General features: G+C 70.9%; 6 protein-coding genes, 3 tRNA genes and 2 pseudogenes. 5 read left to right on the top strand and 6 right to left on the bottom strand.

Annotation, left to right across the window (positions count from 1 at the left end):
* Window positions 1-82: 82 nt before the first annotated feature.
* The 4 genes and pseudogenes from hrpA to ACGH7X_RS18500 all read right to left on the bottom strand — a co-directional run.
* A complete protein-coding gene (hrpA, locus tag ACGH7X_RS18515; RefSeq protein ID WP_399886456.1) occupies window positions 83-4042 on the bottom strand; it encodes an ATP-dependent RNA helicase HrpA in 3960 nt (1319 codons plus the stop codon).
* 96 nt (window positions 4043-4138) lie between these two features.
* Window positions 4139-4212 (bottom strand) — tRNA-Phe (locus tag ACGH7X_RS18510).
* A gap of 24 nt (window positions 4213-4236) precedes the next feature.
* Window positions 4237-4311 (bottom strand) — tRNA-Asp (locus tag ACGH7X_RS18505).
* A gap of 321 nt (window positions 4312-4632) precedes the next feature.
* A pseudogene (locus ACGH7X_RS18500) lies at window positions 4633-4950 on the bottom strand (oxidoreductase C-terminal domain-containing protein); the annotation flags it as partial.
* A gap of 55 nt (window positions 4951-5005) precedes the next feature.
* On the opposite strand from ACGH7X_RS18500, the pseudogene ACGH7X_RS18495 reads away from it, so the two are divergent.
* Window positions 5006-5379 (top strand): annotated as a pseudogene (locus ACGH7X_RS18495) (indole-3-glycerol-phosphate synthase TrpC); the annotation flags it as partial.
* 56 nt (window positions 5380-5435) lie between these two features.
* On the opposite strand, the gene ACGH7X_RS18490 reads toward ACGH7X_RS18495, so the two are convergent.
* Both ACGH7X_RS18490 and ACGH7X_RS18485 read right to left on the bottom strand, forming a co-directional pair.
* Window positions 5436-5511: transfer RNA gene (locus ACGH7X_RS18490), tRNA-Glu, on the bottom strand.
* A gap of 80 nt (window positions 5512-5591) precedes the next feature.
* Entirely contained in the window at window positions 5592-7241 is a 1650-nt protein-coding gene (locus ACGH7X_RS18485; RefSeq protein WP_399886455.1) for a metallophosphoesterase, read from the bottom strand.
* Window positions 7242-7312: 71 nt separating this feature from the next.
* Here ACGH7X_RS18485 and ACGH7X_RS18480 point away from each other — a divergent pair, with 71 nt between their 5' ends.
* The 4 genes from ACGH7X_RS18480 to ACGH7X_RS18465 all read left to right on the top strand — a co-directional run bounded on the left by ACGH7X_RS18480 (window position 7313) and on the right by ACGH7X_RS18465 (window position 12424).
* Window positions 7313-7663: a metallopeptidase family protein gene (locus tag ACGH7X_RS18480; RefSeq protein ID WP_399886454.1), complete on the top strand. Its 351-nt coding sequence runs from the start codon at window positions 7313-7315 to the stop codon at window positions 7661-7663.
* Window positions 7664-7759: 96 nt separating this feature from the next.
* Complete coding sequence (locus tag ACGH7X_RS18475; RefSeq protein WP_399886453.1) at window positions 7760-8299, top strand: hypothetical protein; 540 nt, start codon at window positions 7760-7762, stop codon at window positions 8297-8299.
* A gap of 258 nt (window positions 8300-8557) precedes the next feature.
* Window positions 8558-10717 (top strand): DEAD/DEAH box helicase, encoded by a 2160-nt coding sequence (locus tag ACGH7X_RS18470; RefSeq protein ID WP_399886452.1) that lies wholly within the window; start codon window positions 8558-8560, stop codon window positions 10715-10717.
* Window positions 10718-10888: 171 nt separating this feature from the next.
* Window positions 10889-12424 carry an amino acid permease gene (locus tag ACGH7X_RS18465; protein WP_399886451.1) on the top strand — a complete coding sequence of 512 codons (1536 nt, stop codon included), beginning with the start codon at window positions 10889-10891 and terminating at the stop codon, window positions 12422-12424.
* Window positions 12425-12499: the final 75 nt, after the last annotated feature.

Below are 12499 nucleotides of genomic sequence, written 5' to 3'. Positions count from 1 at the left end.
CGCTTCTTGTGCGTTGCGCTGCGAGAAGAGACTGTACAGGAGGGTGAGCCGCCGGTCGAACTCACCCTCCGTGCAAGCTCCGTCACGGCGCGAGCGCGTCGATCGCCTTCACGATGCGCTTGTCGGAGACGGGGTACGCCGTGCCGAGCGCGTGCGCGAAATAGCTGACCCGCAGCTCCTCGATCATCCAGCGGACATCCAGGACCTGCCGCGGCACCGGCCGGCCCTGGGGCATCTGCTCCAGCAGCCACGCGTACTCGTCCCGCATCTCGTGGACCTTCTCCATCCGGGACGTGTCCCGCTGCACACCGGTCGGCATCTGCTGCAGACGCCGGTCGGCGGCGACCAGATAGCGCATCAGGTCCGGCAGCCGTCCGATGCCCGCCTCCGTGACGAAGCCCGGCTTCACCAGCGCGTCCAGCTGTCCCCGTACGTCCTGGAGGTTCGCCAGCAGCGCGGGGCTCCGCACGGCCTTCAGGCGGCGCTCGCAGGCCTGCCAGGCCGCCAGTACCTGCTGGACCTGGCCCACCGCGCGGACGGTGGTGTCGACGATCTCCGCGCGGACCTTGTCGTAGAGCTTGCGGTACGACTCCTCGTCCCACGCGGGACCGCCGAAGTCGCCGATCAGCTTGTCCGCCGCCGCCCTCGCGCAGTCGTCGAACAGCGCCTGGATCGAACCGTGCGGGTTCGCGGACAGGCCCAGCTTCTGCTGGTTGGTCAGCTTCTCGGACGCGAACTTCGCCGGGTTGACCGGGATGTTGCGCAGGATCAGCCGGCGCGTGCCCTTCCACATGGCCTGTGCCTGCTCGGCCTCGGTGTCGAAAAGGCGGACGGAGACGGTGTCCGCCGCCGCTCCGTCGTCGACCAGCGCCGGATACGCCTTCACCGGCTGACCGGCCCGGCGCGTCTCGAAGACCCGGGTCAGCGTGCCGATCGTCCAGTCCGTCAGGCCCGAACGCTCCAGGGACTCGCCGCCGCTGCGCTCTGCGGTGGCGGCCGCGGCCTGGGAGAGGGCCTTGCGCGCCTTCGGGCGCAGCCGCAGCTTCAGCGCCTCCAGGTCCTTGTCCTCGGCCAGCTTGCGGCGTCGCTCGTCGACGATCCGGAACGTGATCTTGAGGTGGTCGGGGACCTTCGCCCAGTCGAAGTCCTCGGCGTCGAACGGCACTCCCACCATGCGCTTCAGCTCCCGCGCCATGGTCACCGGCAGCGGCTCCTGAAGGGGCACGGCACGGTCCAGGAACGCCTGCGCGTAGTTCGGCGCGGGCACGTAGTTGCGGCGGACCGGCTTGGGCAGGGACCGGATCAGCTCCGTGACGACCTGCTCGCGCAGGCCCGGGATCTGCCAGTCGAAGCCCTCGTCCGTGACCTGGTTGAGGACCTGGAGCGGTACGTGGACGGTGACGCCGTCGGCGTCCGCGCCCGGCTCGAACTGGTAGGTGACACGGAACTTCAGCGGCCCCTGGCGCCAGGAGTCCGGGTAGTCGTCCTTGGTGACCGCCCCCGCCTTCTCGTTGATGAGCATCTCGCGCTCGAAGTCGAGGAAGTCGGGCTGCTCGTGCCGCTTGTGCTTCCACCACGAGTCGAAGTGCGCCCCGGAGACGACGTGTTCGGGCACCCGCTGGTCGTAGAAGTCGTACAGCGTCTCGTCGTCGACCAGGATGTCCCGGCGCCGGGCCCGGTGCTCCAGCTCCTCGACCTCGGTCAGCAGCCGGCGGTTGTCCGCGAAGAACTTGTGGTGCGTGCGCCAGTCGCCCTCCACCAGGGCGTTGCGGATGAACAGCTCGCGGCTGACCTCCGGGTCGATCCGCCCGTAGTTCACCTTGCGCTGGGCCACGATCGGTACGCCGTACAGCGTGACCTTCTCGTACGCCATCACGGCCGCCTGGTCCTTCTCCCAGTGCGGTTCGCTGTACGTGCGCTTGAGGAGGTGCTCGGCGAGCGGCTCCACCCACTCGGGCTCGATCTTCGCGTTGACGCGGGCCCAGAGGCGGGAGGTCTCCACCAGCTCCGCCGACATCACGAAGCGTGGGGGCTTCTTGAAGAGGGCCGAGCCCGGGAAGATCGCGAACTTGGCGCTGCGCGCGCCCAGGTACTCGTTCTTCGCGCCCTCCTTCACGTCCTTCATGCCGACGTGGGAGAGGAGGCCGGCCAGCAGCGACACGTGCACCCGGTCGTCCGGCGCGGTGTCGTCGGCGTCGTTGAGGTGGATGCCCATCTGCTTGGCGACCGTGCGCAGCTGTGTGTAGATGTCCTGCCACTCGCGGATGCGCAGGAAGTTGAGGTACTCCTGCTTGCACATCCGGCGGAAGGACGACGAGCCGCGCTCCTTCTGCTGCTCGCGCAGGTACCGCCAGAGGTTGAGGAACGCGAGGAAGTCGCTGGTCTCGTCCTTGAAGCGGGCGTGCTGCTGGTCGGCCTGGGCCTGCTTCTCCGCCGGGCGTTCCCGCGGGTCCTGGATGGACAGCGCCGCCGCTATGACCATGACCTCGCGGACACAGCCGTTCTTGTCGGCCTCCAGCACCATCCGGGCCAGCCGCGGGTCGACGGGCAGCTGGGCCAGCTTGCGGCCGGTGTCGGTCAGCCGCTTGCGGACGTCCTTCTGCGCCGGGTCCAGCGCGCCGAGTTCCTGGAGGAGCTGCACGCCGTCGCGGATGTTGCGGTGGTCCGGGGGATCGATGAAGGGGAACTTCTCGATGTCGCCGAGGCCGGCCGCGGTCATCTGGAGGATGACGGAGGCCAGGTTCGTACGGAGGACCTCCGCGTCGGTGAACTCCGGCCGGGCGGTGAAGTCGTCCTCCGAGTACAGCCGGATGCAGATGCCGTCGGAGGTACGGCCGCAGCGGCCCTTGCGCTGGTTGGCGCTGGCCTGCGAGATGGCCTCGATGGGCAACCGCTGGACCTTGGTGCGGTGGCTGTAGCGGGAGATGCGCGCGAAGCCGGGGTCGATGACGTACTTGATGCCGGGGACGGTCAGCGAGGTCTCGGCGACGTTGGTCGCCAGAACGATCCTGCGTCCGGTGTGCTGCTGGAAGACGCGGTGCTGCTCGGCGTGGGAGAGCCGCGCGTACAGCGGCAGCACCTCCGTGAACTTGTATCTCTTCTTCTCCAGCGCGTCCGCCGTGTCCCGGATCTCCCGCTCACCGGAGAGGAAGACGAGGATGTCGCCCTTGCCCTCCCCCATCAGCTCCTCGACGGCGTCGGTGATCGCGGTGATCTGGTCCCGGTCGGCGTCGTCGCCGTCCTCTTCGAGGAGGGGCCGGTACCGCACCTCCACCGGATACGTGCGCCCGCTGACCTCGATGATCGGGGCGTCGCCGAAGTGCCGGGAGAAGCGCTCCGGGTCGATGGTCGCCGAGGTGATGACGACCTTGAGGTCGGGACGCTTCGGCAGCAGCTGCGCGAGGTAGCCCAGCAGGAAGTCGATGTTGAGGGAGCGCTCGTGGGCCTCGTCGATGATGATCGTGTCGTAGGCGCGCAGCTCGCGGTCGGTCTGGATCTCGGCGAGCAGGATGCCGTCCGTCATCAGCTTGATGAAGGTGGACTCCGGGTTCACCTGGTCGGTGAAGCGGACCTTCCAGCCGACGGTCTCGCCGAGCGGGGTGTCCAGCTCGTCCGCCACCCGCTCGGCGACGGTGCGCGCGGCGATCCGGCGGGGCTGGGTGTGCCCGATCATGCCGCGGACGCCACGGCCCAGCTCGACACAGATCTTCGGGATCTGGGTGGTCTTACCGGATCCGGTCTCGCCGGCGACGATGACGACCTGGTGATCGCGGATGGCCTCCGCGATCACGTCCTTCTTCTGGCTGACCGGGAGCTGCTCGGGGTAGCTGACGGTGGGCACACGCGCCCGGCGTTCACCGATGCGCTGCTCGGCCTTGGCCACCTCCGTCTCGATCTCGGCGAGAACGGCGGCGCGGGCCTCCGGCTTACGGATCTTCCGCGCACCCTCGAGCCTGCGGCCGAGCCGGTGCGCGTCGCGCAGGGACAGCTCGGTCAGCCGGGGGGCGAGGGTGCCGAGGGCGGGGGCGGGGTGCGTAGACATACGAGTTCCAGGATCTCATCCCCGGGAAAATCCTGGCGAACGATTTCCGTCCGGACACACAGAACCCCCGTCGATGATCTCGACGGGGGTTGTATGTGGCTGGGGCCGGGGTCGAACCGGCGACCTATCGCTTTTCAGGCGATCGCTCGTACCAACTGAGCTACCCAGCCGCGAGGTTTCACGTGAAACCTCAGCGGTCCTGACGGGATTTGAACCCGCGGCCTCCACCTTGACAGGGTGGCGAGCACTCCAAACTGCTCCACAGGACCAGGCGCTGTGTGTGACAGTGTCGCACACGCTTGCTGTGCCCCCAACATGATTGATTCCCGGTGGTCCGGACCCTCGTCAGCTGGGGTGACGTCGCTGAAGCAGAGTATCAGAGGATGCGTGTCGCCCTGGAAACGCACAGGTCGGCCGCGAGCGGACGCGTGGGCGCCGATCGGGCGCCTTCCGCGTCCCCGGGCCGGGAGGTCCGGGGGCATGGGGTGGGCCGCGGACGCCGTGGTGATGCGGGGCATGTGGCGCCCCTTTCTCATGGAGCGGGCACGGGGGGTGGGTGCCTGCGCTCCGAGGTGGCCGCGGAGGGTGAATCCCTCGCCGGCTGCCTGCTCGGGAGTGAGGGGAACTCCTCTCGTGAGGAGGCGGCGGGCCGCCATGTGGCCGGCGGGGCGGTTGACGGACTCGACGGCCACCAGGGCGGCGTCGCGGAAGAGCAGGACGGAGAAGGCGTCCGGGGCCGTGCGCAGCACCAGGTCCGTGTCGTGGCCGTGGCCGTGACCCAGGTCGGCGATCTGCAGGGTCGAGGCGAACTGGTTGCTCCAGAACCGGGGCAGGCCGGCGTAGGCGCGCTCGCTGCCGATCGGGCGGGCGCACGCCGAGGTCGAGGCCCGGGCCTCGCAGGGCGACATCCGCATCGACGAGACCACGCGGGGACCGCTCGTGCTGAAGACGGCGTCCGGCAAGCTCGAGGTCGGCGTCGCGCTCGGCCGGGCACGGCTGACCGAACTCCTCGAACAGGCCCGGGACATCGGGCTCACCCCCTGGTCGAGGTGCACGACGAGACCGAGGCGGAGCAGGCGGTGACGGCCGGAGCCACCGTGATCGGGGTCAACGCCCGCGACCTCAGGGCGCTCGAGGTGGACCGGGCCACCTTCGCCAAGGTCGCGCCCCGCATCCCCGCGGACCTGGTCCGGGTAGCGGAGTCCGGCGTACGGGGCCCGCGGGACGTGGCGGAGTACGCGCGCGCCGGAGCGGACGCGGTCCTCGTCGGTCAGGCCCTGGTCACCGCCACCCACCCGCGCCTCGCGGTGAGTGAACTCCTGCACGCACACAACTGAGCACGCACACGAGTGAGCCCGCGTCGAAGGACGCGGGCTCACTCGGAATACGACGATGGTGCCCCCAACGGGATTCGAACCCGTGCTACCGCCTTGAAAGGGCGGCGTCCTAGGCCGCTAGACGATGAGGGCTATCGGCCCGCCGGGGCGCCTCACGGCGCGTCGGGGACGTGAGAAGCATAGGCGACGGCGAGACGTATCGCCAAAACGGTTTACGGGGTGCCGGAAGGGGTGCGGGAAGGGGCGCCGGAAGGGTTGCCCGGAGGGGAGGCGCCCGGGCCGCCCGGGGCTGTCGCGGAGGGCGCGGTCGAGGTCGGGGACGGGGTGGCGCCCGGCTGGTTCTCCTTCGGCAGATGGCGGCTGACCTCGGCCGTCGTGAGGCCCAGGCCGCCGAGCTTGATCTCGTCCCAGGCCTGGAGGTGCCGGGTGTCCCGGTCGAAGTAGAGGATCGACGCCTGGATCGGGTCGGGGTACTTGCCCTCGACCGCGCGTAGACCGCTGCCGCCGGTGGAGCCCTCGACGCGCAGCCGGGTGCCGTACTTCATGACCTCCATGTCCTCGTGGTGGAGGTGCCCGGCGAGGACCAGCGGCACGTCGCCGTCGACCTCGCGGGCGGCCGACGGCTCGTGGGCGATGGCGACGTCCACGGGAGTGCCGGCGGTGCTCTGGTCGCGCAGGGCGGAGGCGAGCCGGGCGCCGGCCAGCTCCTGGGAGGCCTCGGCGCCGTCCGCCTGGGAGCGGTCGGGGGTGTACTGCGGGTCGCCGATGCCGGCGAAGCGCAGGCCGGAGACGGTCCGGGCCCGGCCGTCGTCCAGGACGTGCACGTTCTTCAGGCGCTTCAGGTACTCCTGGGTGCCGCGTGAGTCGTGGTTGCCGCGGACCCAGACGTAGGGGGCGCCGAGGTCCTCGATCGGGTCCAGGAAGCCGTTCTCCGCCGCCGTTCCGTGGTCCATCGTGTCGCCGGAGTCGACGATCACGTTCACCTTGTACTGCTCCACCAGCGAGGCGATGATCTTCCAGCTCGCCGGGTTCAGGTGGATGTCCGACACGTGCAGGACGCGGATCGTGGTCGGGTCGGGCTGGTAGGCGGGGAGGGTGGAGGTGACGTCGTACAGCTTGGTCACGTTGGTCACCAGTCGTGCCAGTTCCCTCTGGTAGACGTCGAACTCGGTCACGATGCTGCGCGCGTTGCCGACGAGCGAGGGCGCGGAGGAGAGCAGGCCCGAGAACCTCGGTTCCAGGACGGAGTCGGGGTTCCAGGTCGCGTAGGCGGTGCCGCCGGAGGCGACCAGGAGGGTGAGGGCGAGTCCGCCGGCGGCCAGGGCGCGCCGGGGGCGGCGGTAGACGGCGAGGCCGAGGGTGGTGGCGCCGGTGACGACGGCGACGCAGGAGCGGACGGCGAGGTCGAGGGTGCCGTGCTCGACGTCCCGCGCGACCTCGTCCTGGAGGCCGGAGAGGCGTTCGGGGTGGTCGACGAGGGCCTGGGCGCGGTCGGGGTCGAGCTGGTCGACGTTGACGTCGAGGCGGACCGGGGCGACGTGGCTGTCCAGCTGGAGGGCGCCCAGCGGCGAGACGTTGATCTTCGTGCCGCCGGTGAGCGAGGGGCGCAGGGTCATCGTCGTGTTCATGGGGCCGACCGGCACCCGGACGTCGCCGACGACCAGCAGGCCAAGCCAGGCGCCGAGCAGGACGACGGCGACGAGGCCGACGGCCCGGGTCCAGGGGCGTGAGCGGGCGGCGAGTTCGGGTGTGGCGGGCGCACGGCGGGCGCGGCGGTGGAGGTTGAGGGCGCGCGGGGCGTTGCGGATGGGGTTCATCACCTCGGCCAGGGCGTGCAGGGCTGCGGCGGGGACGCGGGCCATTGGTCCCGTATGCCCACGGCCCGGGGCGGATATGCGGGTCGTACTCCACGGTCGTACCCGACAATGGGCCTGTGCTGGAGATGACGCGCGAGGAGTTCGAGGAACTGGTCGCCGAGGCCCTGGACCGGATCCCGCCGGAGCTGACGCGGCTGATGGACAACGTCGCGGTGTTCGTCGAGGACGAACCGCCGACGAACGATCCCGAGCTGCTCGGGCTGTACGAGGGGACGCCGCTGACGGAACGCGGGGAGTGGTACGCGGGCGTGCTGCCGGACCGGATCACCATCTACCGGGGGCCGACGCTGCGCTTCTGCGAGACACGTGAGGACGTCGTGGCCGAGACCGAGGTGACGGTGGTTCATGAGATCGCCCACCACTTCGGCATCGACGACGCGCGGCTGCACGCCCTCGGGTACGGGTGACGCGCCCGGGTCAAGTCCGCCTCGCCGGGCGCGTGTCCTCATGTGGGTGACGGGAGTTGGGCACGGCGACTCCTTGACCCCCGGAGGTGGCCGCCCGTGCGCCCCTTGTACGTACCCGTCCGTCTGGCCGCCACGGCCATGGCCGTCGTCGCCGCCGCCGGCTGCATGAGCGTCGGCGACGACGAGCCCGGCGGGCGCGGCAGGCCGTCGCACTCCGCCGGGGAGCGGGGCGGCGAGGTCCCCGAGGGCGGCCCCGCGGTGTCCGGCGGGAACGCCGGGTACGGCGCGGCGGCCGGGGAGGGACACGGCAAGGGGAAGAAGGCCGAGGGTAAGGGCGACGGCAGGGGGAAGGGCGGCGACGGGAAGGGTAAGGACGCGTCCGCGTCGGCCGCCCCGCCCGCGCGCCCGACCGGGGCCCCGCCGCCGAAGGGCGGGGACCATGGGCCCGAGCCCACCCGGACGCCGCCGGCGGAGCCCACCCGGACGGTCGAACCGGACCCGACGCCGACCGAGGAGCCGCCCGCGTCCCCGACGCCGGACCCGACGGTGGCCGAGCCCTCCTCGTCGGCGCACGAGCCGCCGGGGACCCAGCTCGAACAGCGTGAACCGGCACCGGCGGCCGGGACTCCGGCGTAGTGCGGACGGCCTCGGAAAGCGGGGTGGCGGCCCCGCTGAGCTGGGCATGTGCTACCCGGTTTGCCTTCGGGGGTGGAGGGTGCGTATGGTGGTAGATCGTTTGATCCCATTTGCCCGGCGCCACCGCAGAGCGCGCCGTGTGGCGCGTTCTCTCCCCCTGCCGTGGTGGACCGCATTGAGGCGGTCGTATTGCGAATCGCGATTCACGGAGTTGACGGGCGCGTGCCGACGAGAGACTCCGGAAGGTTTCGCATTCGCATGTCCATGACCAGTACTGATCACGTCGTCGTGCCCGAGAACGCCGAGGGCGTCGCGGGCGCCGAGGGCGCGCCGGAGGCCGTCGAGGCCCCCACGACCCCCGAGGCTGCCGAGGCTGCCGAGTCGACGTTCGCCGACCTCGGTCTGCCCGAGGGCGTCGTGCGCAAGCTCGCGCAGAACGGCGTGACCACCCCCTTCCCGATCCAGGCCGCGACCATCCCGGACGCGCTGGCGGGCAAGGACATCCTCGGCCGGGGCCGCACCGGCTCCGGCAAGACCCTCTCCTTCGGTCTGCCGACCCTGGCCACGCTGGCCGGCGGCCGCACCGAGAAGCACAAGCCGCGCGCCGTCATCCTCACCCCGACCCGCGAGCTGGCCATGCAGGTCGCCGACGCGCTCCAGCCGTACGGCGACGTCATGGGCCTGAAGATGAAGGTCGTCTGCGGCGGCACCTCGATGGGCAACCAGATCTACGCCCTCGAGCGCGGCGTCGACATCCTGGTCGCCACCCCGGGCCGCCTGCGCGACATCATCAACCGCGGCGCCTGCTCCCTGGAGAACGTGCAGATCGCGGTCCTCGACGAGGCCGACCAGATGTCCGACCTGGGCTTCCTGCCCGAGGTCACCGAGCTGCTCGACCAGGTCCCCGCGGGCGGTCAGCGCATGCTCTTCTCGGCCACGATGGAGAACGAGATCTCCACGCTGGTCAAGCGCTACCTGACCGACCCGGTCACGCACGAGGTCGACAGCGCGCAGGGCAACGTGACGACCATGTCGCACCACATCCTCGTGGTGAAGCCCAAGGACAAGGCGCCGGTCACCGCCGCGATCGCCGCCCGCAAGGGCCGCACCATCATCTTCGTCCGCACCCAGCTCGGCGCCGACCGCATCGCCGAGCAGCTCTGCGACGCCGGTGTGAAGGCCGACGCCCTGCACGGCGGCATGACCCAGGGCGCGCGCACCCGGGTGCTGGAGGACTTCAAGAAGGGCTACGTCAACGCCCTCGTCGCCACCGACGTCGCCGCGCGCGGCATCCACGTCGACGGCATCGACCTGGTCCTGAACGTGGACCCGGCCGGCGACCACAAGGACTACCTGCACCGCGCCGGCCGCACCGCCCGCGCCGGCCGCACCGGCACGGTCGTCTCGCTCTCCCTCCCGCACCAGCGCCGCCAGATCTTCCGGCTGATGGAGGACGCGGGCGTCGACGCCACGCGCCACATCATCCAGGGCGGCGCGGCCTTCGAGCCGGAGGTCGCCGAGATCACCGGTGCCCGGTCGATGACCGAGGTCCAGGCCGAGTCCGCGGGCAACGCGGCTCAGCAGGCCGAGCGCGAGGTCGCCCAGCTCACGAAGGAGCTGGAGCGGGCCCAGCGCCGCGCCACCGAGCTGCGCGAGGAGGCGGACCGGCTGGTCGCCAGGTCCGCGCGCGAGCGGGGCGAGGACCCGGAGACGGCGCTGGCCGAGGTGGCCGCCGCCGCGGCCGAGACCGAGGTCTCGCTGCCCGAGCAGCCCGGCGCGCGGGACGTGGAGAAGACGGAGCGCAGCACCGGCGGCAACGGCCGCGACCGCTCCTTCGAGCGTCGTGACGACCGTGGTGGCTTCCGCCGCGACGACCGGAACGACCGTGGTGACCGTGGCGGCCGTTCCTTCGAGCGTCGTGACGACCGTGGTGACCGCGGTGGCCGTTCCTTCGAGCGTCGTGACGACCGTGGTGGCTTCCGCCGCGACGACCGGAACGACCGTGGTGACCGTGGCGGCCGTTCCTTCGACCGTGGTGACCGTGGCGGCCGTTCCTTCGAGCGTCGTGACGACCGTGGTGACCGCGGTGGCCGTTCCTTCGAGCGTCGTGACGACCGCGGTGACCGTGGCGGGCGCACGTTCGAGCGTCGTGACGACCGCGGTGACCGTGGTGGCCGTTCGTTCGAGCGTCGTGACGACCGTGGTGGCCGTTCCTTCGAGCGTCGCGACGACCGTCGTGACGACCGCGGCGGGCACCGTGGCAGCGACCGTCCGTTCAACCGCGACCGCCAGGGCGACCGTCCCGGCTTCCGTTCCGGCGGCCACGACCGCCCGTACGGCCGCCGCGACGACCACCGTGGTTCGTCGTCGTCCTTCGGCCGCCGTGACGACAAGCCGCGCTGGAAGCGCAACGGCTGACGCCTGAACATCTGACGAGCGCCGTGGCCTCCGCCCCTGAGGGTGGAGGCCACGGCGCTCTGCTGCTCATGCTGCTGCTCATGACGGCCCATGGCTGCTCATGCTCTCCGGGCCGGTTTTCGGCCACGAAGTGACGCATGTCACGCCTGCGGTGGGGGAATTGCTGGGGGCATGACAGATGACGCCAAGGCGCGCGGGCTCTCGGACGAGGAACGGCTGGCCCAGCTCGGCTACACCCAGGTTCTGGCCCGCCGCATGTCGGCGTTCTCCAACTACGCGGTCTCCTTCACGATCATCTCGGTCCTGTCGGGCTGCCTGACCCTCTATCTCTTCGGCATGAACACGGGCGGCCCCGCCGTCATCACGTGGGGCTGGGTCGCCGTCGGCCTGATGACCCTCTTCGTCGGCCTGGCGATGGCCGAGATCTGCTCGGCGTACCCGACCTCGGCGGGCCTGTACTTCTGGGCGCACCGCCTGGCGCCCCCGCGTACGGCGGCGGCCTGGGCCTGGTTCACGGGCTGGTTCAACGTGCTGGGCCAGGTCGCGGTCACCGCCGGCATCGACTTCGGCGCCGCGTCCTTCCTGGGCGCCTACCTGAACCTCCAGTTCGACTTCGAGGTGACACCGGGCCGCACGATCCTCCTGTTCGCCGCGATCCTGATCCTCCACGGCGTGCTGAACACCTTCGGCGTCCGCATCGTCGGCCTGCTGAACAGCGTGAGCGTGTGGTGGCACGTCCTCGGCGTCGCGGTGATCGTCGGCGCGCTGACCTTCGCGCCGGACCACCACCAGTCGGCGTCCTTCGTCTTCGGCGAGTTCGTCAACAACACCGGCTGGGGCAGCGGCGTCTACGTGGTCCTCATCGGTCTCCTGATGGCCCAGTACACCTTCACCGGCTACGACGCCTCCGCCCACATGACCGAGGAGACGCACGACGCGTCCACGGCCGGTCCGAAGGGCATCGTCCGCTCCATCTGGACCTCCTGGATCGCGGGCTTCGTCCTCCTCCTCGGCTTCACCTTCGCCATCCAGTCCTACGAGGGCGCCCTGACGTCCCCCACGGGCGCACCCCCCGCGCAGATCCTCCTGGACGCGCTGGGGGCCACGGCGGGCAAACTCCTCCTCCTCGTCGTGATCGGCGCCCAACTCTTCTGCGGGATGGCGTCGGTGACGGCCAACAGCCGCATGATCTACGCCTTCTCCCGCGACGGCGCGCTCCCGTACTCCCACATCTGGCACTCGGTGAACCCGCGCACCCGCACCCCGGTCGCAGCGGTCTGGCTGGCCGCCCTGGCCGCGCTGGTCCTCGGCCTGCCGTACCTGATCAACGTCACGGCATACGCCGCCGTGACCTCGATCGCGGTCATCGGCCTCTACATCGCCTACGTCATCCCGACCCTGCTGCGCCTGCGCAAGGGCGCCGCCTTCGAACGCGGGCCGTGGCACCTGGGCCGCTGGTCCCAGGCGGTGGGCGTCGTCGCGGTGACGTGGGTCGGCGTCATCACGGTCCTCTTCATGCTGCCCCAGGTCTCCCCGGTCACCTGGGAGACCTTCAACTACGCCCCGATCGCCGTCCTGGTCGTCCTGGGCTTCGCCGCCACCTGGTGGCTGGCCTCGGCCCGCCACTGGTTCCTCAACCCCGACCACGAACGCACCCGCGCCCGCACAGCCGCCCGAGCGAACGTCCCCGAGCCGGTGGACCCCTAGCCACCGCGCCCCACCACCCCACCACGACGCGGCCGCGACCCGGATACCCGATCGGCGTCCCGGCCGCGTCGGGCT

Origin of the sequence: Streptomyces sp. BBFR51, assembly GCF_044591655.1 — a bacterium.
In the GTDB taxonomy this organism is placed as follows: Bacteria; Actinomycetota; Actinomycetes; order Streptomycetales; family Streptomycetaceae; genus Streptomyces.
This window is presented reverse-complemented; position numbering and strand designations above follow the sequence as displayed.